This window comes from Cryobacterium sp. N19 (assembly GCF_002929595.1).
Classification (GTDB): Bacteria; Actinomycetota; Actinomycetes; order Actinomycetales; family Microbacteriaceae; genus Cryobacterium; species Cryobacterium flavum.
Genome location: NZ_PJJR01000052.1, coordinates 75,135 through 96,141, shown reverse-complemented (window position 1 = coordinate 96,141; position 21,007 = coordinate 75,135). Strand labels below are relative to the sequence as shown.

The window sequence follows — 21,007 nt, the reverse complement described above, 5'->3', positions numbered from 1 at the left end:
TCTTCTGAGCCGGGGATGAGGCCAGCGCGGGGCGTTTGCCGAAGAGAGGATCGACCCAGTGGTCTATTCCAGGCGCGATGGCGACAGCGCTACCTCCAGCCGAGCGGATGCTGTCCCGGCCCGTTCCCGCCACGCCGCGCTCTCCGGTGGCAAGCACCGCACGGCGGACAAGCCTGAGGATTTCACCCGCGGCTTCGCGTTTCTCGGAGATCTCGCCCTCAACGGGGTGCAGGTCTCGGCGCGCGCGACCGACCTCGCGACCGGACGGGTGCTGTTCTCGGTCGACGATCACGTGTCGATGCCGACGGCGAGCGTTGGCAAGGTGCTGCTGCTGATCGAGGTGGCTGCACGCCTGAACGACGCCGAATTCGGCCTGGCCACGATGCTCGAGCGGTCCGGCGCGGATGCCGTGAGCGATTCCGGTGTCTGGCAGCACCTGCAGATTTCACGACTCGGCGTCGCTGATCTCGCCGCGCTGGTCGGCGCGACGAGCGACAACCTCGCGACAAACGTGCTTATTCGCGCCGTCGGGCTGCACTCGGTACGCGCCCGCACCGAGCAACTCGGGCTCAGCCGCACGGCGCTGCTCGACCTGGTGCGTGACAAGCGCGGCCCGGACGACGCCCCACAGCTGTCCGTGGGCAGCGCCAAGGAACTCACCTGGCTGCTCACCGCGCTCGCCCGCGGCGAGATCGTCGACGCCGAGACGAGCGCGCGGGTGATCGGCTGGCTATCGCTCAACACCGACCTGTCGCTCGTGGCCAGTGCATTCGGACTTGATCCGCTGGCCCACCGGGAGAGCGATCACGGCCTGCTCATGGTCAACAAGACCGGGACGGCTGCGGGGGTGCGCTGCGAGGTGGGAGTCCTGCGGGGTCCGCGTGCCGGCGTGACCTACGCGGTGTCGATGGTGTTCGACGACGCCCAGCTGATGACCCGGCTCGCGGTGCTCGCTGGTATGCGCGCCGTCGGGGCGGACCTCCTGGAGTACGTGCACTGAGTTGCGCGTGCTGAGGTGTGAGTTTCGAATCCGATTTAAACGTTTCAAGCGCCTGAAACTCACACCTCGGTCATTAAAAGCTACGGGTCGGCTCGACGTGCCCGGTTCGCAGCCCTGCGAAGTCCCGCGCTGGTCCCTGCTCAAGTAGACAGTCTGACTAACTAGTGAGACTATGTAGTCATGCAACCGAAACCCTGGCCGGCCGATTGGATGCGCGCGGCCCTCAGCCTGTGCGTGCTTCGCACGCTCGCGCCCGGCCCGACCTACGGGTATGCGATCGCGACCGCGCTCGAAGCGGCGGGGTTCGGCGCCATCAAGGGTGGCACGCTCTATCCGCTGCTCACCCGCTTTGAGGCGGCCGGCTGGATCGCCGCCGAATGGCGACCGGGCGCCGGGGGACCCGGGCGCAAGTACTTCTCGCTCACCGATGACGGGCAGCAGGAACTTGCGGACCAGTCTGCCCACTGGCAACTTTTCTCCACCACCGTGCACGACCACCTGCAGAAAGGGCCGGCCGAATCATGATGACCAGCAACCCGATCGATCACGACAGCAGCGATTCCGATACGGCCGGCATCCGCTTGGCTGAGGCCGCACGGGAGACCGACAACGCGGCCTGGCTCGACGATTTCACGATCGAACTGCGCCTGCTCGAGGTGCCCGGCGCCGCCATCGGCGATGCCGTGGCCAGCGCCCGCGAGTTTCTCTCCGACTCCGGTGCCCGTGCCGAGGAGTCGTTTGGCAGCGCCGCCCGCTACGCCGTCGAGCTCGATTTGCCGACCCTTCCCGAGGACAAGTCATCGAATCGGGAGGTCCTGCTGACCAACGGAATCGGGTTGATCGGGCTGGTAGTGCTCGGCCAAACGTCCTACCCCCTCGCGGGCGGTGACGACGGTCTGGCCGTGCGACTGTGGATGGTCGTGTCCCTGGGGGTGACGCTGCTCCTGTTGGGGCTGATGCCGAGAGTCGTTTCCGTCCTCGTGCGCGCGCGGAACCGCCCGCTGACGGTGGGGTTGATCGTGGCAGGGGTATCGTTCGGCGGTATCGGTCCCGTTCTGCTCAGCGTGTGGTGGGGGCAGGCCGTGCTACTGAGCATTCCGGCATTGCCGGTCGCCATCGGGGCCGGAATCCTGCTTCTGGCGCCGGCCATCTGGAACCAGGTGCGTCAGAACCTGCAAAAGGATCTCATCATCGAGCCGGGCACCGGTGCCGCGACCCTCCCGTCCCGCGGGGTGCGCCTTCTGGCCGTGGGTGCCAACTGGATCATGGTCGTCTACGGTGCCATCAGCTTCGTGCTCACCTTCGCCCTCTACCCGAGTAATTGATGTCCGATCCAACAAGAGGGGCCGAATCATGACGACCAACCCGCGTGATCTCGAAAACGGCAGCGCGGACATCCGCTCGGCGAAGCTGGACGACGCAACCTGGTTCGACGAGTTCACGATCGAATTGCGACTGCTCGCGGTGCCGGGCATCGACATCGGCGATGCGCTGGCCAGTGCGCGGGAGTTTCTGGCCGACTCCGGAACGAGCGCCGAAGAGTGCTTCGGCAGCCCCAGGAACTACGCGGCCGAGCTCGGCCTGGCGACCATGCCGCAACGCGCGGTGAACGGGGTGGGCCTGCGGGCCGGTCTCGGTGTGCTGGGGCTCATCGGGTTCACGGTGTCGGCGCTGCCGCTCGTGCAGGGGGAGGCGGTGCGCGTCGATCTGCCCACCATCACCATGTTCGTCATCGTGATCGTCGGCGCCGTACTGATGCCCACGTTCCTGCGGTCGCTCGCGCGGGTGCGCCCGCGGGCCTGGATGTTCGTGGTCGCCGTCCTGCTGGGCTTGGCCCTCCCCATCGGGCTGAACCTCGCGATCGACTCCGCTGCTACTCTCTTCACGGTTCCCGCGCTGGCCGTCGTGATCATTTCGGCGCTGCTCGTGCTCGTTCCGGCGATCTGGAGCCAGGCACGCCATTCCCTGCGGGAGGATCCCATCATCGACCCGGGCGTCACGCCGGCATCACGCCCCTCGCTCGCAACCCGCCTATTTCTGGGCCTGGTCACCTGGTCGATGGTGATGGCATCGATCGTGATCTGGCTGTTCGCGCTGTTCGGCGAGCCGGTTGCGCGCTAGGTCGCAGCTCAGACGATCGCGAGCTCCGGCCCGGCGGCGCTCAGCTTGCGGGCCTGGCGCGGGTCGATTCCGTCGTCGGTGATGATGAGGTCGAACTCATTGGCGTCGGCGACGTGGCAGAACGAGTTCTGACCGATCTTGCTCGAGGTCATGGCGAGCACTCGCCGCCGCCCCGACAGCATCATGGCACGCTTCACCTCGGCCTCGTCGGGAATGGTCGTCGTGAGCCCGGCCTCGGCGGTCAGGCCGTTGCCGCCGACGAACGCGACGTCCACGTTGAGCTGGCTGATGCGTGCCCGAGTCCACTCGTCGACCGCTCCCTGCGAAACACTGCGCACCCGACCGGGCAGCGCGAGCACCGTGAGCAGCGGTTTACGCGAAAGCAGCCGCACAGCGGGCAGATTGTTGGTCACGACGATCAATCGCCGGTCCTCCGGAAAAACGGATGCGATCACCAGCGTGAGTGCGCCGGAATCCAGCAGCACAACGCCATCCTCCGGCAATTCCTGCAGCACACGCTGGGCGATGCGATGTTTCTGTGGCGCGTTCTCCAACCGCCGCTGCGCGAGGGCAATCTCGAAAGGCGTGCTCTGCACCAGGCGGGCACCGCCGTGCTGGCGCCGGATGACGCCCTGGCGTTCGAGCACCACGAGGTCGCGGCGAATGGTCTCGGCGGTGACCTCGAGCGCGACGCTCGCAGCGGCCACGGAGATCTCGCCGGTGCCACCCTGCGCGAGCGCGATGATTGCGGCCTGTCGTTCCGCTGGGTACATGCCTGCCTCCTCGCAGTCGACGGCGCGCAGCCGTCGCCTCAGACTAGCAATCCGGCGGGCGGAAGCCGGCCGATGGCATCCGTTTTTGTGGTTTCGCAGCAAAAATGATGCAGACTCGGGCAATTTGTCGTCACAAAAACATCACAAAACCACAATTTGAGTTGCTTTTTCCACTCAATCGGGTCACAGTAACTACATACCAGTCCACAAGGACGTGTCGACGATGAAGAGGTTTGAGATGACAAAGTCTTATTCCATGAAGAAAAGGCTTGCCCTCAGCGCAATCGCCTTCTCTTCGGTGGGTGTGCTTTTGGCCGGATGCAGCGGAGCCGGAGGCGGCGCACAGCAGGCCGACGGCCCGGTGACACTGACCCTGGCTACGGTGAACAACCCGCAGATGAAGGACATGGAGGAGCTCAAGGGCGCCTTCGAAGATTCCCACCCCGACATCACGGTGAACTTCGTCGCGATGGAAGAAAACGACCTACGTGACGCCGTCACCAAGGACGTCGCCACCCAGGGCGGCCAGTACGACATCGTCACCGTCGGCAGCTACGAGGTGCCGATCTGGGGCCAGAACGACTGGCTCGTCGACCTCGGCCCGCTCGCCGAAGCCGACACCGCCTACAACGTCAACGACCTGCTGCCGCCCGTGCGCGAAGCCCTCACCGTCGACGACAGCCTCTTTGCCGTTCCGTTCTACGGCGAGTCGTCCTTCCTGATGTACAACAAGGACATGTTCGCCGCGGCCGGCCTCGAAATGCCGACCAACCCCACCTGGGACGAGGTTGCCGGCTTCGCCCGCACCCTCAAGTCCGACGACGTGGCCGGCATCTGCCTGCGCGGCAAGCCCGGCTGGGGCGAGCTGTTCGCCCCGCTGACCACTGTCGTGCAGACCTTCGGCGGCAGCTGGTTCAATGAGGACTGGAACGCCGAGGTCGACTCGCCCGAGTTCACCGAAGCCGTACAGTTCTACACCGACCTCGTGAAGGATGCCGGCGAAGCCGACCCCGTCTCGACCGGCTTCACCGAGTGCCTCAACCTGTTCTCGCAGGGCAACGCGGCCATGTGGTACGACGCCACGAGCGCTGCCGGCCCCATCGAGGCCGATGGTTCCGCCGTCGCCGGCAAGATCGGCTACGTGCACGCCCCGGTCAAGGAAACCGAGGAATCCGGCTGGCTCTGGGCCTGGAACCTCGCCATTCCGAAGACCAGCAACAACCAGGACGCCGCGTGGGAGTTCGTGAGCTGGGCGACCAGCACCGAGTACATCAACCTCGTCGGCACCACTCTCGGTTGGGAGCGCGTCCCCCCGGGATCCCGCACCTCGACCTACGAGAACGCCGACTACCTCGCCGCAGCCTCGGCGTTCGCACCGATCACCAAGGACATCATGCTCGGGGTCAACCCGACGCAGCCCGGAGTGAACCCGCAGCCGTGGGTCGGCATCCAGTACGTCACCGTGCCGGAGTTCCAGGACCTCGGCAACCAGGTCTCGCAGGACATCGCCGACGTCTTCGCCGGCCGCGACACCGTTGAGAACGTTCTCAACAAGGGCCAGGAGCTGGCCCAGCAAGCCGGAGACGCCCAGAAGTAACCCCAGCACTGAAACGCGGGCGGCGTCGACCAGGCGCCGCCCAAACCTCGTCAGTTCAACGCCGAGAACGAGAAGGAACTCAGAGATGACCGCGCCAGATTTGATCGTGGCTGAACCCGCGCACGACCCGGCCCCCGCCGCGTCACGCACGCTTCGCCGCCCCTCGACGCCGGAGCTGAGCGCCGGCCAGAAGAAGGCCCTCCGCCTGGCACGCACCTTGGTCTGGCCGGCCATCGTCGTCGCCATTCTCGTGACGCAGATTCCCTTCCTCGTCACCATCTACTACTCGTTCCAAAACTGGAACCTGATGCGTCCCGGCTTGCGCGGCTTCGCCGGCTTCGACAACTACGTGACCGTTTTCACCGGCGGCGCGTTCATGCAGTCACTGTCGGCGACCGTGGTCATCACCGGTTCGTCGATCGTGCTCTCCGTTCTCTTCGGCCTTGGCATCGCCCTGCTGCTCAACCGCAAGTTCTTCGGCCAGGGCCTGGCCCGCACCCTCGTCATCACGCCGTTCCTCATGATGCCTGCCGCCGCAGCCCTCATCTTCAAATGGTCCATGCTCGACGCCAACGTCGGCATGGTCAACTGGGGCCTCTCGGTGCTCGGCGTCGACCCCGTGCAGTGGAACACCGACTTTCCCGCCCTCACCGTGATCATGGTGCTCACCTGGCAGTACACGCCGTTCATGATGCTCATCCTGCTCGCCGGGCTGCAGAGCCAGAGCAAGGAGACGCTGGAGGCGGCATCCGTTGATGGAGCCGGCCCAGTTCGCAGCTTTCTGCACATGACCCTCCCGCACCTGCGCCAGTACATCGAGCTGGCCGTGCTGCTCGGCGGCATCATGCTGCTGCAGGTCTTCGACCCGATCGCCATCATGACTCGCGGCACGGGCGGCACCAAGACCCTCTCCTACCTGCTCTACGAACGCGCCTTCGTGGGCCTCGAAATCGGCGAAGCGGCCGCCTATGGCGTGATCACCGTTCTGCTCACCATCATCGTGGCGAGCGTCGCCCTTCGCCTGCTCTTCAAGATCTCCTCCAGTGAAGGAGCCAAATCATGAGTACCGCCACCGCCACCAAGCCCGGCACCGTACCCCGCGCAAGCGCCCCGGCCCCGTCGCACCGCCGTGCCAAGCGGATGCGCCACCGCGCTACCAGCACGGCGCTCACCATTTTCACGTGGATCGTCACGCTCGGATTCTTCTTTCCGGTGGCCTGGATGGTCTTCACCGCCTTCAAGACCGAGTCCGCGGCGGCGACCCGAACTCCGACCATCTTCACCGCACTCTCCCTCGACCGCTTTAGTGAAGTGCTCGACCGCGGGTTCGGCGTCTACCTGCTCAACTCGCTCACCGCGAGCGTCATGAGCACCGTCATCGTGCTGCTGCTGGCAATTCCGGCGGCGTACGGCCTCTCCATTCGCCCGATCATCAAGTCGACCGACGCGCTGTTCTTCTTCATTTCCACCCGGTTCATGCCGATCGCGGCCGCGATCATTCCCATCTATCTGCTGCTGCAGGGACTCGGAATGCTCGACAACATCACGGCCCTGAGCGTTCTCTACGTGGGCATGAACCTGCCGCTCGCGGTGTGGATGATGCGCTCGTTCTTCAGCGAGGTGCCGCTCGAGATCGTCGAAGCGGCCCAGATCGACGGTGCCAACTTCTTCACCGAGCTCGTGCGCGTGGTCATGCCCATCGTCGCCCCCGGCATCGCTGCGGCCGCGCTGATCTGCTTCATCTTCGCCTGGAACGAGTACTTCCTGGCCAGCCTGCTCACCTCCACCATGGCACGCACCACTCCCCCGTTCCTCGGCAGCTTCGTCGACGGGCGCGGGCAGTTTCTCGCGGTACTCTCGGCAGCATCGACTCTCGCGGTTCTTCCCGTGGTCCTGGCCGGCTGGCTGGCGCAGAAGCGCCTCGTCACGGGCCTCGCCATGGGCGCGATCAAGTAGTTGTAAGAACACCTGTCGTCGAGAACACCAGGGGAGCCCAGATGAAACCGGATCCAACCAGTCGCAGCGCCGATGACCGTCGCGCGAGCATTCTGCTCGCGCTCGCCGGTGCCGGCCGGGTCGAGGTGAACGAGCTCGCCGAGTCGCTCGCCGTTGCGGAGGAGACTATTCGCCGCGACCTGCGCACCCTCGAAGACGACGGACGGCTGCGTCGAGCCCACGGCGGTGCGATCAGCGTCGCCGACCCGGTCAACGACCTCGACCGGCTGACGGTGCCCGAACCGGTCGCCCACCCGGTCGCCACCCTGGCGGCGACCCTGCTGCCGGAGCGCGGCATCCTCTTTCTCGATGCCGGGCCGATTGCCGAGGCGCTGTCGGTGTGCCTGCCGAACTCCGCCGCGCTGCAGGTGGTGACGACCTCGATTCCGGTGGCCCTCGTGGCAAGCCGCAACTCCGAACTCTCGGTCTACAACCTCGGCGGTGCCGTCGATCCGGTCGACGACTCGCAATCCGGCCAGTGGGCCCGAGAATCGCTCGAGCACATTCGCATCGACCTCGCGTTCATCAGCGTGAGCGGCCTCACCCCGAGCGGCCAGCTGCTCGCTGCCAACCCGAAAGCCGCCCGCATCAAGCGCGCCGCAATGGATGCCGCCACCACCGTCGTACTCGTCGCCGACCATGACCAGTTCCAAGCGCACGGCCTGGTGAAGTTCGCTCAGCTCGACGAGGTCGACCACCTCGTCGTCGACGGGGAAGTGAATGACGCGATCCTCGCCCTGGCCGCCGAGGCCGGTGTGCCCGTGTTGCGTGCGAGCGCGCTCGAATCGGAGATCACACAGTGACGGCGGCCAGCCCGGCGTCGGAGATCGGCAGCTACCCGATCGACGGCCTGCTGTTCGACTGCGATGGGGTGCTCGTCAACTCCGACGAAGCCGCCGCCGTAGCCTGGAACGAATGGGCCGTCGAGTATGCTCCCGGCTTCGACTTTAACCGCGACATCATCCACGGCCGACCGGCCAGGGAGACAATCGCCGAACTCGTGCCGGCCGTCGACGTGCACCGCGCGGACCACGCGCTCATGCTGAAAGAGGTCGAAACGGCCCCGCTCGTGCGAGCCCTGCCCGGCGCCCGCGACCTGCTGCTGGCGCTGCCTAGCGCCCGGTTCACCATCGTGACGAGCGCCGTGGCCGTCGTGGCCCGCGCCCGGCTGCGGGCTGCTGGGCTGCCCTGCCCGGTGGGCCTCGTCACCTTCGACGATGTGACGCGCGGCAAACCCGCCCCTGACCCGTATCGCCTGGGGGTGCAGCGGCTCGGCATCGACCCGCGCCGAGTCGTCGTGTTTGAAGACGCCGACGCCGGCGTGGAGTCGGCGCAGGCCGCCCAGATCGGCCTCACCGTCGGCATCGGCGTGCGCGGACTGGACACCAGGGCGACCCTCGTTTTAGCAGACCTGGGCGGCATCCGCTTTGACGGCACCCTGCTGTATCTGGGCGGCGCAGTGCAGTTGCGCGCCGACCCTGCCTACGCTGCACCGACGCAATCGCCCACCGAATGAATGAGGAACGCATGACCGACACCACGACTCCCGCCCTGGCCCCGCTGCGCAACGCGACACTGTCGTCGCTGCCCGCGACCGTGCAGGTTCCCAGCTACGACCGCGCCGGTCTCACGGCCGGCATCGTGCACTTCGGCGTTGGCGGTTTTCACCGCGCGCACCAGGCCCTCATGATCGACGACCTGCTCGAGCAGGGCCTCGCCCGCAACTATGCCATCTGCGGTGTCGGCGTCATGCCCTCCGACGCCCGCATGCGCGACGCCCTGCTCGAGCAGGACGGCCTGTACACGCTCGTCGTGAAACACCCGGACGGCACGCTCGACGCCCGCGTGATCGGGTCGATCATCGACTACTTGTTCGCCCCCGACGACGTCGAGGCCGTGATCGAACGCCTCGCGAGCCCCGAGGTGAAAATCGTCTCCCTCACCGTCACCGAGGGCGGCTATAACATCCACCCGGTCAGCGGCCGGTTCGACCTCAGCAACCCGCAGGTCGCCGCCGACCTGCAAGCGGATGCCGCCCCCACGACGGTCTTCGGCCTCGTCGTCGAGGCCCTGCGTCGTCGCCGCGAACGCTCGACCCCGCCGTTCACCGTCATGTCCTGCGACAACCTACAGGACAACGGCCGCGTCGCCCGCCGCTCCTTCGTGGCCTTCGCCACGGCCAAGGACGCAGACCTCGGCGCCTGGATTGACGCCTCCGTGAGCTTTCCGAACTCTATGGTCGACCGCATCACCCCGGTCACAACCGACGACGACCGAGCCCAGATCGCGAAGGCCTTCGGTCTCGCCGACCGCTGGCCCGTCGTCTGCGAGCCGTTCCTGCAGTGGGTGCTCGAAGATGCGTTCACCGACGGCCGCCCGCCGTACGAGAAGTCGGCCGCCCAGCTCGTGAGCGACGTCGAACCGTACGAGCTCATGAAGCTGCGCCTGCTCAATGCGAGCCACCAGGGGCTTGCCTACTTTGCGCATTTGATGGGCTACCGCCTCGTGCACGACGCCGCGGCCGACCCGCTCATCGCCGGGTTCCTGCGCGCCTACATGGACCGCGAGGGATCATTGACGCTCAAGCCGGTACCCGGCATCGACCTCGAGGACTACAAGACGCAGCTCATCGAACGGTTCAGCAACCCGGGGGTGCGCGACACCGTTGCCCGCCTGGCCGCCGAGTCGAGCGACCGCATTCCCAAGTGGCTGCTGCCGGTGATCCGCGAGCAGTCCGCCCGGGGCGGCGAGCTCGCCCTCTCCGCCGCGATCGTGGCGAGCTGGGCCCGCTACGCCGAGGGCATTGACGAGCACGGTGAACCGATCGACGTCGTCGACCGCGTCAAAGACACCGTCATGCAGAACGCCACCGGTTACGCGAGCGACCCGCACTCCTTCCTGCGCGACCGGGACCTGTTCGGTGACCTGATCGACGACGACGCCTTCGTGGCGGCTTACGACCATGCGCTTGGCCTGCTGCACACGGTCGGAGCCCGTTGCACCCTCGAACATCTCCTGAAGTCCCTCGATTAGGCTGATCACAACTAGGTTTCAAAGGAGATGCGTTGGCACTGAAACGTCGCGTGGTGGTCGGAGTCGATTCCTCGACCCAGAGTTGCAAGGTCGTGAGCGTCGACGCCGACACCGGTGAGCTTTTGCAGCTGCAGAGCGCACCCCACCCCGACGGCACGAGCATCAACCCTGCGCGTTGGTGGGACGCCTTCGAGCAAGCCGGAGGCGCCGACGCGGCCGCTGGCGCCGGCAACGTGCTCGCTCTCGGTGTGAGCGCGCAGCAGCACGGCATGGTCGCCCTCGATGACACCGGCACGCCCGTGCACGACGCCCTGCTCTGGAACGATGTTCGCAGTGCCCCGCAGGCCAGAGCGCTCACCGAGCAGTACGGTGCCTCGATGTGGGCCGATGAGGTCGGCGTCGTGCCGGTCGCGTCGTTCACCATCACGAAGCTGGCCTGGATGCACGAGAACCGGCCCGAGCTCGCCGCCCGCGTCGAACAGGTGCTGCTGCCGCACGACTGGCTCACCTGGAACATTCTCGGCCGGCCCGTTGAGGCCACGACTGATCGCAGCGACGCCTCCGGCACCGGATACTTCTCGGTGCACAGCAACGAGTACCGCCTCGATCTGCTCGAGTCCGCCCTCGGCCGCGCAGCCAGTGTGCCGCGGGTGCTCGGCCCGTCGGAGCGGGCCGGGGTCACCAGCGGCGGCGTCATCGTCTCGGCCGGCGCCGGCGACAACGCCTCAGCCGCACTCGGCCTCGGGGCCGAAGAAGGCGACGTGATCGTGTCTATCGGCACGAGCGGCACCGTGTTCGCCAGCACCGCTGCCCAGATAGCGGATGCCTCCGGCTCGGTCGCCGGGTTCGCCGACGCCGCCGGCGGTCAGCTTCCCCTGCTCGCCACCATCAATGGCGCCCGCACGCTCGTGGCCACGGCCGGCATGCTCGACGTGAACATCGAACGCTTCGGCGCGCTCGCTCTGAGCGCCCCGATCGACGCCGACGGTCTGCTCATGCTGCCCTACCTCGACGGCGAACGCACCCCGAACCTGCCGGATGCCACCGGCTCGCTGACCGGCATGCAACGGGGCAATATGCGCCCCGAAAACCTGGCCCAGGCATCCGTTTTGGGACTGGTCTGCAGCCTCGCCGACGCACTCGACTCGCTGCGCAGCCAGGGCGTGCCCGTGCGCCAGGTCATTCTGATCGGCGGCGGCTCACAATCGCCTGCCGTGCAGAAGATCGCAGCGGATGTCTTCGGCGTGCCGGTCCTTCTGCCAGCCCCCGGCGAATACGTGGCTCTCGGCGCCGCCCGGCAGGCCGCCTGGGCCCTTGACGGCGAGTTTCCCGAGTGGAAGCGCGAGATCGCGACCGAACTCACGCCCTCAGCCGCCCGGGACTGGGCCGTCGACGTGCGCGCCCGCTACGCCGAGCAGCGCGGCTTGATCTACGGGGTTTGACACTAGGGGTACCCGATGAACCAGAGCAGCCAGATCGCGACGGGCTGCAGGGCGATCGAGCCCACGAGCAGGCCGCGACGCAGCGGCTTCGACCGGGCGATCATTGGGTCGCCGAGCAGCGGTGCCAGCGGCAGCAGCAGACGAAACAGGCTCTGCTGCGGCAGGAACACGGCCACGAGGTAGAGCGCGTAGCTCGCCGAATACGCGATGACGTCCGGCCGAAGCGGATGCAGCGCCCGCCGCGACAACCACCACCCGAACCCGGCCACGAGCAGCAGAACCAGCACGATGCCTGCTACGCCGAGGTAACGGCCGGCCATCAGGATCCACGGCGTGAGCGGCACGAACGACGTCCGGCCCACAAAGCCGGTCCACCACGACAACTCCGTGGCGAGATAGGCATCGTGCACGCCCGTGACGGCGCCGGCCACGAGCGGCCAGGCCAGCCCGGCCGCGGCAATGCTCAGCCCGGCGGCCACGATCGCCCAGCGCTCGCGCCAGGGGAAGCGCTCGCGTTCCCGCCAGCGCAGCAGCAGCATGAGAGCGAGGGCCAGCGACAGCGCGAGCACGCCCGGTCGGGTGAACGCGGCCACCGCGGCGAGCGGAATCATCAGCAGGTAGCGCCGCTCCATCATCGCCCAGAGGCTCGCGAACACCAGGAACAGAAACAAGCTCTCGGCGTAGGCCACCTGCAGAATGAACGACAGCGGCCCGAAACAGAGCAGGGCCACCGCCCACAGCGCCGAATGGCTCCCGACTCGCGGTTCCAGCAGGCGGTGAAGCGCGAGCGCGGCCAGGGCGCCGAACAGGGTCGCCACGAGCACGCCGGCCACGTAGAAGTCGAGGCCGGTCAGCTGCGCCAGACCGCGAGACAGCCAGGGAAACACCGGCAGAAACGCCCAGACGTTTGGCTCGACATGTCCGGCGGCATCCGTCGGCAGCTCGGTCGGATACCCGTGCAGCGCAATTTGTCGGTAGAACGAGCTGTCCCACGACCCCGAGAAGGTGAAGAAGTTAGGGTCGCGCCGGTAGCTCGCGAAGGTCCAGCCAGCCCGCGAGGCGACGGCAAAAACGGTACCGAGCAGTGCGGTCGTGACGAGCCGCGACAGACCCCAGATCAGCAGCACGAGTCCCCACGGCGGCAGCTGACCGAGTCGGGTGCGGAGCGCGCGCAGCCGCTCTGCCCCACCCCCGATCGTCATCGGTCCAGACTAGCTGTCAGCAGCAGCGTCCCTGCGGGTTCTTGTCCTGCCGGTCCGTCTGGTCGCGCCAGAATTCGCGCTCGGTCATGAGCGGATGCGGCGCGCGGCCTGCGCCCGCGGCATCCGTTTCGCATTCACTCGCGTGGTGCGCCACATACTTCTCGTAGGCGTCCTCGCCGAGAATCCCCTTAAGGAACCAGACCACGCCGCGGGCGCCCTTGCGGACGCCCGCCAGAACGATCATCAGTGACCCTTGACCTTGATTTTTTTCTCCACCGGAAGGGCATCCCACTCGGCCTGTAGTACCTTTTCGGGCGGGGTCATGATGAACCCGGCCGGCGCGAAGATCTGCGACTGCACGGCATCGTCTTCACTCGTGGCACTGGAGTTCTTGCGGTAGGCGTTCCAGGTGGCCTGAATCGCAGTGAGGATCACGATGATCGCGAGCACGACGAAGACGATCGAGAGAACGCCCTGCACCATCGTGTTGCGCACGACAGCCTCCATGGCGAGAACGTTCGGGGCGGTGCCGAAGCTCGTCTCGCCAGCGGCGAGGGCATCGGAGAACGCGCGGTTCTGCGCGAAGTAGCCGATGGCTGGGGTAGTCGAGAAGATCTTCAGAAACGACGCTGAAATCGTGACGACAGCGGCGAAACCGAGCGGCAGTGCAACGACCCAGAGGTACTTAAACAGGCCCCGCTTGGCGACGATGGCCATGCACACGGCCAGGGCGATCGCCGCGAGCAGCTGGTTGGCGATGCCGAACAGCGGGAACAGCGTGTTGATGCCGCCGAGCGGATCCGTCACTCCCATGAGGAGCACGGCTCCCCAGGCGGCGACCATGATGGCCGTGGCGGCCCAGGCTCCGGGGCGCCAGGACGTGTTCTTGAACTTCGGGAAGAAGTTACCGAGGCTGTCCTGCAGCATGAAACGGGCGACGCGGGTGCCGGCATCCACTGCGGTGAGAATGAACAGGGCTTCGAACATGATGGCGAAGTGGTACCAGAAGCTCATCATCGACGCGCCGCCGACGAGCTGCTGCATGATGTGGGACAGGCCGACGGCGAGCGTCGGGGCGCCGCCGGTACGGGAGACGATCGACTCTTCGCCGACGTTGGTGGCCATGTCGGTCAGCATGCTCGGTGTGAGGTTGACGCCGGTCAGACCGAGGCTGTTCACGAAAGCGACCGCGCCCTGCACGGTGCCGCCGGTGAGAGCGGGCGAGGCGTTCATGGCGAAGTAGATTCCGCGGTCGATCGACAGCGCGGCGACCAGGGCCATGATTGCCACGAGCGATTCCATGAGCATGCCGCCGTAGCCGATGAACCGGGTCTGGCGTTCCTTCTGAATGAGTTTGGGCGTCGTGCCAGAGGCGATCAGCGCGTGGAACCCAGAGAGGGCGCCGCAGGCGATCGTCACAAACAGGAACGGAAAGAGGGTTCCGGCAACGACGGGGCCGGTGCCGCTCGTGGCGAAGTCACTCACGGCCGGCACGCTGATCTCGGGGCGGATGATGACGATCGCGACGGCGAGCATGCCGATCGTGCCGATCTTCATGAACGTCGAGAGGTAGTCGCGCGGGGCCAGCAGCAGCCAGACCGGCAGAATAGCGGCGATGAAGCCGTAGATGATGATGCCCCAGGCGATGGTGACCTTATCGAGGAGCAGGGAGGTCTGGCCGAAATCGGTGCCGGCCACCATGCCGCCGCCGACGATGGCGGCGATCAGCAGTACGAAGCCGATGATGGAGATCTCGGTGATCTTGCCCGGGCGGAAGAAGCGCAGATAGCAGCCCATGAACAGGGCGATCGGGATGGTCATGCCCACCGAGAACACGCCCCACGGGCTTTCGGCGAGAGCATTGGTGACGACGAGAGCGAGGATGGCGACGATGATGACCATGATCACGAGGGTCGCGATGAGGGCAGCGGTGCCGCCGATCACGCCGAGTTCGTCGCGGGCCATCTGGCCGAGAGAGCGACCGCCGCGGCGCATAGAGAAGTGCAGAATCAGGTAGTCCTGCACCGCGCCGGCGAGTACGACGCCGACGATGATCCAGATGGTTCCGGGCAAGTAGCCCATTTGTGCGGCCAGTACAGGGCCGACGAGGGGGCCGGCGCCGGCGATGGCGGCGAAGTGGTGACCGAACAGGACGCGGCGATCGGTGGCGGCGAAGTCCTTGCCATCGGCCTTGTACTCGGCCGGGGTGGCCCGGCGGTCATCGGGGCGAATGATGTGCTTCTCGATGAACTTCGAGTAGAAGCGGTAGCCAATGAGATAGGTGCAGATCGCGGCGAACACGAACCAGATGGCGTTGACAGTCTCACCGCGCACGACGGCGAGCATGACCCAGCTGAGGCCACCGAGCAGTGAAATAGCCGACCAGATGATGATTTTGAGAGGCGTCCACTGACGATCGTGGGCGTCAAGCTCCTCGGGATCCAGGGCGACCGCGAGGTCGTGCGGAATTCGTTTCAGAGCGGTCGATTCTTCGGTCGTGCTGGACGAAGCGCCCATTTCTCCTCCTTGAGCCAAGGCAAATTCTGTGAATCTGCCTACTAACGTTACATCCGCGCGAGAAAGGCTCCGAACCAGAGCGGGAACTCGGGTCGGATCGAGCGCGTAAAATGGGTAACCGGGCACTCGCCCGCATTCTGCGCCTTCGACCATTGGAGCCACCGTGGCGACGCCCACTCATCTTGATTCCGTCATCGCCCTCGCCCGCCACCGCGGTTTTGTTTTTCAGGCCGGTGAGATTTACGGCGGTTCCCGCTCGGCCTGGGACTACGGGCCCCTCGGCGTCGAGCTCAAGGAGAACATCAAGAAGCAGTGGTGGCGTTCGATGGTCACCAGCCGCGACGACGTCGTCGGCCTCGACTCGAGCGTGATTTTGCCTCGCCAGGTCTGGGAAGCATCCGGTCACGTCGAGGTTTTCAGCGACCCGCTGATCGAGTGCACCAGCTGCCACAAGCGTTTTCGCGCCGACCACCTCGAAGAGCAGTATGAGGAGAAGAAGGGCCGCCCGCCCGAAAACGGACTCGATGACATCGCCTGCCCCAACTGCGGCAACCGTCACATCTGGACCGAGCCGCGCGCCTTCTCCGGACTGCTCAAGACCTACCTCGGCCCGGTCGATGACGAGGCCGGCATGCACTACCTGCGCCCCGAAACGGCGCAGGGCATCTTCGTGAACTTCGCCAACGTGCTGCAGGCGTCGCGCTCGAAGCCTCCGTTCGGCATCGGCCAGATCGGCAAGAGCTTTCGCAACGAGATCACCCCCGGAAACTTCATCTTTCGCACCCGCGAGTTCGAGCAGATGGAGATGGAATTCTTCGTAGAACCCGGCACTGACGAGACCTGGCACCAGTACTGGATCGACACCCGCATGAAGTGGTACACCGACCTCGGCATCAACCCCGAGAACCTGCGCCTGTTCGAGCACCCGGCAGAGAAGCTCTCGCACTACTCCAAGCGCACCGTCGATATCGAGTACCGTTTCGGCTTCACCGGCACCGAATTCGGTGAGCTCGAGGGCGTGGCGAACCGTGGTGACTTCGACCTGTCAACGCACGCCAAGGCGTCCGGTAAAGACCTCTCGTACTTCGACCAGACTAAGAACGAGCGCTGGACGCCCTGGGTGATCGAGCCCGCCGCCGGCCTGACCCGCTCGCTGATGGCCTTCCTGGTTGACGCCTACGTCGAAGAAGAGGTTCCGAATAATAAGGGCGGCGTCGACAAGCGCACCGTACTCAAGCTCGACCCACGCCTGTCGCCGGTGAAGGCCGCCATTCTGCCGCTGTCGCGCAACGAGAAGCTGTCGCCGATGGCCCGCGAGCTTGCCTCGAACCTGCGCCAGCTCTGGAACGTGGATTTCGACGACGCCGGAGCCATCGGTCGTCGCTACCGTCGTCAGGACGAGATCGGCACGCCGTACTGCATCACGGTCGACTTCGACTCGCTCGACGACCAGGCGGTGACTGTGCGCGACCGCGACACCATGGCGCAGGAGCGCGTTCCGCTCGCCGAGCTCGAGGCCTACCTGGCCGTGCGCCTCCGCGGCGCGTAGCGTGTGAACGGATGGTGGTGGCCGAGTCGGCCGCCACCATCCGCTGGTCGAGACCGCCATGGCCCAACGCCAGCCGGCCTCGAAAGCGGATGCACCGGCATCCGTCGTGCAGACTGAGACCATGAAAGCGGTCTATTTCGAAGAGTTCGGTGTTCTTCCGATGCTGCGCGAAGTGCCGGAGCCGCGTTTGAGTGCGGCCGGCGTGATCGTGCGGGTGGAGGCCACGGGCCTTTGCCGCAGCGACTGGCACGGCTGGCTCGGCCATGACGCCGACATCTCCCTGCCGCACGTTCCCGGGCACGAACTGGTCGGCGTGATCGATGAGGTCGGGCCGCTCGTGCGCCGGTTCCGAGCGGGCCAGCGGGTGACCGTGCCCTTCGTCTGCGCTTGCGGCGAGTGCCCGGAGTGCGACGCCGGAAACGGCCAGGTCTGCCGCAACCAGACCCAGCCCGGTTTCACTCACTGGGGCTCCTACGCCGAGCGGGTCGCGCTGCACCACGCCGACGTGAACCTCATCGCGATTCCGGACGACCTCGACGCCGGCGCCGCAGCGCTGCTCGGCTGCCGGTTCGCCACCTCGTATCGCGGGCTCGTGCACCAGGCCCGCCTCCAGGCGGGCGAAGCTCTCGTGGTCGTCGGCTGTGGCGGAGTGGGCCTGAGCGCGATCATGATTGGGCAGGCGCTGGGAGCCACGGTGATCGCCGTCGACATCAGTGCCGATGCGCTCGACGCGGCGACTCGGGCCGGTGCGGCCCACGTGGTCAACTCGACCGGGCTCTTCGATGCCGAGGTGGTCGCACGCATTCGGGCGCTTACCGTGGACGGCGCGCAGGTGAGTCTCGAGGCGCTTGGCCGGGAGAATACCGTGGCTATCAGCATCCGCTCGCTGGCTACTCGCGGGCGGCACGTGCAGATCGGCCTGCTGGCCGACGACCCGCGGATGCCGCTGGGCACGGTGATCGCGCGGGAACTGACCGTGCTCGGCAGCCACGGAATGCCGGCCCACGACTACCCGGCGCTGCTCGACCTCGTACTGAGCGGCCGACTGCGCCCCGCGGACCTGATCAGCCGCCGCATTTCCCTGGCCGAAGCACCGGCGGCCCTCGCTGCCATGTCCACGCCCGGCGCGCCGGCCGGCGTCACGCTAGTCGAGGTTGCCCGCCCCTGACCGTCGCGCGCTGCCACCTTCGGCCCCTTGAACCGGGGAGCTCAGCTAGGAAGCTATGGAGCCGGCGGCATCCGCTGTACCGGCGACGGGCAGTGTGACGTCGATGCCGAACAGGGCGTCGAGGCCGGTCAGGTAGGCGTCTTGCTCGCCGGCGCGGGCCAGGTCGCGGGCGCGCACCATGGGGGTGTGCAGCAGCACGCCGGCCAAGTGACGCAGGGCCGACTCGGTGGCCTCACTCGAGTCGCCGCGGCTGCGAGCCCGGGCGATCTCGGCGTCGCGCAGCTCGAACACGTAGCTGCGCAGGGCGACGACGGCCGGGGTGAGGCTCTGTTCTTCGGCAACATCGGAGAACTTGCGGGCCGCCTTGCCGACGATTTCGCGGGCCTCGGTCGTGGCGTTGAGCTCTTCGAGCGGGGCGTGGATGCTGATGGTCTCGAGGTCGAGAAGCTCGACGCCGGGAACCAGGGTGACATCGGGGGCGACGTTGCGGGGCAGGCCGAGGTCGATGATGAGCTGCGGCGGTGCTTCGGGTCCTGAGTCGGCCGGGCACAGCCGGGCGGGAGCGTCGGCGGTGGCGCCAGCAATGGCGAACGGGTCCGTGCCGATCTCGGCACGACCACGGGCGATCAGGGCGGCATCGATCACGTGGTCGTCGCGCAGAGTGCAGGTGACGACGACGTCGGCACGGGCCACCTCGGCGGCGAAATCCTCGGCGGGTACGGCGTCAATGTCGTGCGAGGTGGCGAATCCGACGGCCCGGCCAGAGGGCGAGTACACGCGCACGTTCTCGGCTCCGCGGTCACGCAGGGCGGCCAGCGAGGCGCCGGCATAGCGTCCGGTGCCGACCAAAAGCACGCGAGCGCTGGACCAGTCGCTGACCCGGCTTTCGGCCAGCTCGAGGGCGAGGCGCACGATCGAGCGGCCGGCCGATCCGATGCCGGTGCGGTTCTTCACGCCGCGCGAGGTCTGCGAGGCCCGCTGAAACAGACGCTCGAGCTCGGGGCTCGTGGTGCCGTCGGCGCGAGCCTGCTCGAGCGCGCGGCGCACTTGGCCGGCGATTTCGACCTCGCCGACGACGACGGATTCGAGCCCGCTGGTCACCGCGAACAGGTGCTCGGCCACGCCATTGCCGTGCACGAGGGTGAGATTGTCGCGCAGAACGTCGATATCGAGGCCGCTCGAGGCGCTCACGGCCTCAATCGCGGCGTAGACGGCGGGCAGCGGCGACACGCCGTAGGGCTCATCCAGGTCGAGGTAGGCCTCGAAGCGGTTGCAGGTCGCGACGACGACGGCACCGCTGAGTGGCCCATGCTGCTCAACCATGCGGGTGGCCGAAGAGCCCCCGCCCACAGACAATTTCTCCAGCACATCGAAGGTGGAGTTTTTGTGGCTGGCGGAAAGAAGAATGAGCACTAGCCGATTCTACGACTTCTTGCTGTACGCTTCCGTCGCGCGCCGTCAGGGATATTTGAGAGAATGGGCGTGATGATCCTCGACGCGCAGCATCCACTCTCCTCCGGCCTCACCGCCGACTCCCGCCTGATCCAGGCCTACCAGGGCACCCGGCCCGCCGTGACCCCGGTGTGGTTCATGCGCCAGGCCGGGCGATCGCTGCCCGAATACCGCGAATTGCGGGTCGGAACGCGCATGCTCGACGTGTGCCTCGACCCCGAACTGGCGAGTGAGATCTCGCTGCAGCCGGTGCGCCGCCACAACGTCGACGCGGCAATCTTCTTCAGCGACATCGTCGTTCCCCTGAAGCTCGTCGGGGTCGACGTGTCGATCGTGGCCGGCAAGGGTCCCGTTCTCGGCAAGGCCGTGCGCACCAGAGCGGATGTCGACGAACTCACCTCCCTCGACCCCGCCACTCTGGAGGAGGCCCTCGCGCCGATTCGGGGCGCCGTGGCCCTGGCGGTCTCGCAGCTCGGGTCGACCCCGCTGATCGGCTTCGCCGGTGCCCCGTTCACCCTCGCCGCCTACCTGGTCGAGGGCGGTCCCTCCAAAGACCACATCCACGCACGAACCCTGATGCACTCCGAGCCTGAGGCCTGGGCAAAGCTCATGGCCTGGACCGCCGATGTCACCGGCCGGTTCCTGCGTGCCCAGGTGGTCGCCGGCGCGAGCGCGGCCCAACTGTTCGACTCGTGGGCCGGAGCGCTCTCGCTGGCCGACTATGCGGCATCCGTTGCTCCAGCCTCGGCTGCGGCGATCGCCCACGTGCGCGATCTCACCTACACGGTGCCCGGCGCCGACGACGTCTCGGTTGATCGCAACGTGCCGATCGTGCACTTCGGCGTCGGCACCGGCGAACTACTGAAAGAGATGCACAACATCGGAGCCGACGTCGTTGGCGTTGACTACCGCGTACCGCTCGACGAGGCCAACCGCCGGCTCGGCGGCGCGGTTCCGGTGCAGGGCAACGTCGACCCGGCCCTGCTCGCAGCTCCCTGGCCGGTGCTCGAAGCGCACGTGCGCGACGTACTCGAACGCGGCCGCAGCGCACCCTCCCACGTACTCAACCTCGGCCACGGCGTTCCGCCCGACACCGACCCCGACGTGCTGACCCGCCTGGTCAGCCTCGTGCACGACGTGAGCGCGGCCGAGTAGGAG

The 21,007-nt window shown here is 66.8% G+C and carries 19 protein-coding genes; 14 read left to right on the top strand and 5 right to left on the bottom strand.

The window, feature by feature from the left end:
- Positions 1–58 precede the first annotated feature (58 nt).
- The 4 genes from CXY78_RS14060 (at position 59) to CXY78_RS14045 (ending at position 3,121) form a co-directional block, all read left to right on the top strand.
- Positions 59–1,000 carry a serine hydrolase gene (locus CXY78_RS14060; protein WP_092338572.1) on the top strand — a complete coding sequence of 314 codons (942 nt, stop codon included), beginning with the start codon at positions 59–61 and terminating at the stop codon, positions 998–1,000.
- Between the two features lie 180 nt (positions 1,001–1,180).
- Positions 1,181–1,525: a PadR family transcriptional regulator gene (locus CXY78_RS14055; protein ID WP_092338574.1), complete on the top strand. Its 345-nt coding sequence runs from the start codon at positions 1,181–1,183 to the stop codon at positions 1,523–1,525.
- Complete coding sequence (locus tag CXY78_RS14050; protein ID WP_134505226.1) at positions 1,522–2,325, top strand: hypothetical protein; 804 nt, start codon at positions 1,522–1,524, stop codon at positions 2,323–2,325. The genes CXY78_RS14055 and CXY78_RS14050 overlap by 4 nt, the downstream gene beginning before the upstream one ends.
- Positions 2,326–2,353: 28 nt before the next feature.
- Complete coding sequence (locus CXY78_RS14045) at positions 2,354–3,121, top strand: hypothetical protein (RefSeq protein ID WP_104089883.1); 768 nt, start codon at positions 2,354–2,356, stop codon at positions 3,119–3,121.
- Positions 3,122–3,129: 8 nt separating this feature from the next.
- Here CXY78_RS14045 and CXY78_RS14040 read toward each other — a convergent pair whose 3' ends face one another.
- Positions 3,130–3,894 (bottom strand): DeoR/GlpR family DNA-binding transcription regulator, encoded by a 765-nt coding sequence (locus CXY78_RS14040; protein WP_092338580.1) that lies wholly within the window; start codon positions 3,892–3,894, stop codon positions 3,130–3,132.
- A gap of 256 nt (positions 3,895–4,150) precedes the next feature.
- On the opposite strand from CXY78_RS14040, the gene CXY78_RS14035 reads away from it, so the two are divergent.
- The 7 genes from CXY78_RS14035 to xylB all read left to right on the top strand — a co-directional run bounded on the left by CXY78_RS14035 (position 4,151) and on the right by xylB (position 11,961).
- Positions 4,151–5,491 (top strand): ABC transporter substrate-binding protein, encoded by a 1,341-nt coding sequence (locus CXY78_RS14035; RefSeq protein ID WP_233206198.1) that lies wholly within the window; start codon positions 4,151–4,153, stop codon positions 5,489–5,491.
- An 85-nt stretch (positions 5,492–5,576) separates the two neighbouring features.
- Positions 5,577–6,554 (top strand): carbohydrate ABC transporter permease, encoded by a 978-nt coding sequence (locus tag CXY78_RS14030; protein WP_104089879.1) that lies wholly within the window; start codon positions 5,577–5,579, stop codon positions 6,552–6,554.
- Positions 6,551–7,447: a carbohydrate ABC transporter permease gene (locus tag CXY78_RS14025; protein ID WP_092338585.1), complete on the top strand. Its 897-nt coding sequence runs from the start codon at positions 6,551–6,553 to the stop codon at positions 7,445–7,447. Before CXY78_RS14030 ends, CXY78_RS14025 begins: the two co-directional genes overlap by 4 nt.
- 41 nt (positions 7,448–7,488) lie before the next feature.
- Positions 7,489–8,289, top strand: a complete 801-nt coding sequence (locus tag CXY78_RS14020; RefSeq protein WP_092338587.1) for a DeoR/GlpR family DNA-binding transcription regulator — start codon at positions 7,489–7,491, stop codon at positions 8,287–8,289.
- Positions 8,286–9,002, top strand: coding sequence for an HAD-IA family hydrolase (locus tag CXY78_RS14015; RefSeq protein ID WP_199182622.1), 717 nt, complete (start codon positions 8,286–8,288; stop codon positions 9,000–9,002). Before CXY78_RS14020 ends, CXY78_RS14015 begins: the two co-directional genes overlap by 4 nt.
- 11 nt (positions 9,003–9,013) lie before the next feature.
- Positions 9,014–10,519, top strand: a complete 1,506-nt coding sequence (locus CXY78_RS14010) for a mannitol dehydrogenase family protein (RefSeq protein ID WP_104089877.1) — start codon at positions 9,014–9,016, stop codon at positions 10,517–10,519.
- Between the two features lie 32 nt (positions 10,520–10,551).
- Positions 10,552–11,961, top strand: a complete 1,410-nt coding sequence (xylB, locus tag CXY78_RS14005; RefSeq protein ID WP_233206197.1) for a xylulokinase — start codon at positions 10,552–10,554, stop codon at positions 11,959–11,961.
- Positions 11,962–11,963: 2 nt separating this feature from the next.
- On the opposite strand, the gene CXY78_RS14000 is transcribed toward xylB, so the two are convergent.
- The 3 genes from CXY78_RS14000 to CXY78_RS13990 are packed head-to-tail and all read right to left on the bottom strand — an operon-like array spanning position 11,964 to position 15,680.
- Positions 11,964–13,163: a hypothetical protein gene (locus CXY78_RS14000; RefSeq protein WP_092338591.1), complete on the bottom strand. Its 1,200-nt coding sequence runs from the start codon at positions 13,161–13,163 to the stop codon at positions 11,964–11,966.
- A gap of 16 nt (positions 13,164–13,179) precedes the next feature.
- Positions 13,180–13,407 carry a YbdD/YjiX family protein gene (locus CXY78_RS13995; RefSeq protein ID WP_104089875.1) on the bottom strand — a complete coding sequence of 76 codons (228 nt, stop codon included), beginning with the start codon at positions 13,405–13,407 and terminating at the stop codon, positions 13,180–13,182.
- Entirely contained in the window at positions 13,407–15,680 is a 2,274-nt protein-coding gene (locus CXY78_RS13990; protein ID WP_104089873.1) for a carbon starvation CstA family protein, read from the bottom strand. Before CXY78_RS13990 ends, CXY78_RS13995 begins: the two co-directional genes overlap by 1 nt.
- Positions 15,681–15,843: 163 nt before the next feature.
- Here CXY78_RS13990 and CXY78_RS13985 point away from each other — a divergent pair, with 163 nt between their 5' ends.
- Both CXY78_RS13985 and CXY78_RS13980 read left to right on the top strand, forming a co-directional pair.
- Complete coding sequence (locus tag CXY78_RS13985) at positions 15,844–17,229, top strand: glycine--tRNA ligase (RefSeq protein ID WP_092338597.1); 1,386 nt, start codon at positions 15,844–15,846, stop codon at positions 17,227–17,229.
- Between the two features lie 121 nt (positions 17,230–17,350).
- Positions 17,351–18,397, top strand: coding sequence for an alcohol dehydrogenase catalytic domain-containing protein (locus CXY78_RS13980; protein WP_104090176.1), 1,047 nt, complete (start codon positions 17,351–17,353; stop codon positions 18,395–18,397).
- 45 nt (positions 18,398–18,442) lie between these two features.
- On the opposite strand, the gene CXY78_RS13975 is transcribed toward CXY78_RS13980, so the two are convergent.
- The gene (locus tag CXY78_RS13975) at positions 18,443–19,810 is read right to left on the bottom strand and encodes a glutamyl-tRNA reductase (protein WP_104089871.1); all 1,368 of its coding nucleotides are present in this window, start codon (positions 19,808–19,810) and stop codon (positions 18,443–18,445) included.
- 72 nt (positions 19,811–19,882) lie between these two features.
- Between CXY78_RS13975 and hemE the strand changes: the two genes are divergently transcribed.
- Positions 19,883–21,004, top strand: coding sequence for a uroporphyrinogen decarboxylase (hemE, locus tag CXY78_RS13970; RefSeq protein ID WP_092338601.1), 1,122 nt, complete (start codon positions 19,883–19,885; stop codon positions 21,002–21,004).
- The last annotated feature ends 3 nt before the right edge of the window (positions 21,005–21,007 follow it).

What these genes read in the sequence shown, in the direction of transcription:
- hemE (WP_092338601.1), top strand. Translation starts at nt 19,883, where the DNA reads ATGATCCTCGACGCGCAGCATCCACTCTCCTCCGGCCTCACCGCCGAC.
- CXY78_RS14000 (WP_092338591.1), bottom strand. Translation starts at nt 13,163, where the DNA reads ATGACGATCGGGGGTGGGGCAGAGCGGCTGCGCGCGCTCCGCACCCGA.
- CXY78_RS14030 (WP_104089879.1), top strand. Translation starts at nt 5,577, where the DNA reads ATGACCGCGCCAGATTTGATCGTGGCTGAACCCGCGCACGACCCGGCC.
- CXY78_RS14025 (WP_092338585.1), top strand. Translation starts at nt 6,551, where the DNA reads ATGAGTACCGCCACCGCCACCAAGCCCGGCACCGTACCCCGCGCAAGC.
- CXY78_RS14010 (WP_104089877.1), top strand. Translation starts at nt 9,014, where the DNA reads ATGACCGACACCACGACTCCCGCCCTGGCCCCGCTGCGCAACGCGACA.
- CXY78_RS13990 (WP_104089873.1), bottom strand. Translation starts at nt 15,680, where the DNA reads ATGGGCGCTTCGTCCAGCACGACCGAAGAATCGACCGCTCTGAAACGA.
- CXY78_RS14045 (WP_104089883.1), top strand. Translation starts at nt 2,354, where the DNA reads ATGACGACCAACCCGCGTGATCTCGAAAACGGCAGCGCGGACATCCGC.
- CXY78_RS14040 (WP_092338580.1), bottom strand. Translation starts at nt 3,894, where the DNA reads ATGTACCCAGCGGAACGACAGGCCGCAATCATCGCGCTCGCGCAGGGT.
- CXY78_RS14020 (WP_092338587.1), top strand. Translation starts at nt 7,489, where the DNA reads ATGAAACCGGATCCAACCAGTCGCAGCGCCGATGACCGTCGCGCGAGC.
- CXY78_RS14035 (WP_233206198.1), top strand. Translation starts at nt 4,151, where the DNA reads ATGAAGAAAAGGCTTGCCCTCAGCGCAATCGCCTTCTCTTCGGTGGGT.
- CXY78_RS14055 (WP_092338574.1), top strand. Translation starts at nt 1,181, where the DNA reads ATGCAACCGAAACCCTGGCCGGCCGATTGGATGCGCGCGGCCCTCAGC.
- CXY78_RS13980 (WP_104090176.1), top strand. Translation starts at nt 17,351, where the DNA reads ATGAAAGCGGTCTATTTCGAAGAGTTCGGTGTTCTTCCGATGCTGCGC.
- CXY78_RS13995 (WP_104089875.1), bottom strand. Translation starts at nt 13,407, where the DNA reads ATGATCGTTCTGGCGGGCGTCCGCAAGGGCGCCCGCGGCGTGGTCTGG.
- CXY78_RS14050 (WP_134505226.1), top strand. Translation starts at nt 1,522, where the DNA reads ATGATGACCAGCAACCCGATCGATCACGACAGCAGCGATTCCGATACG.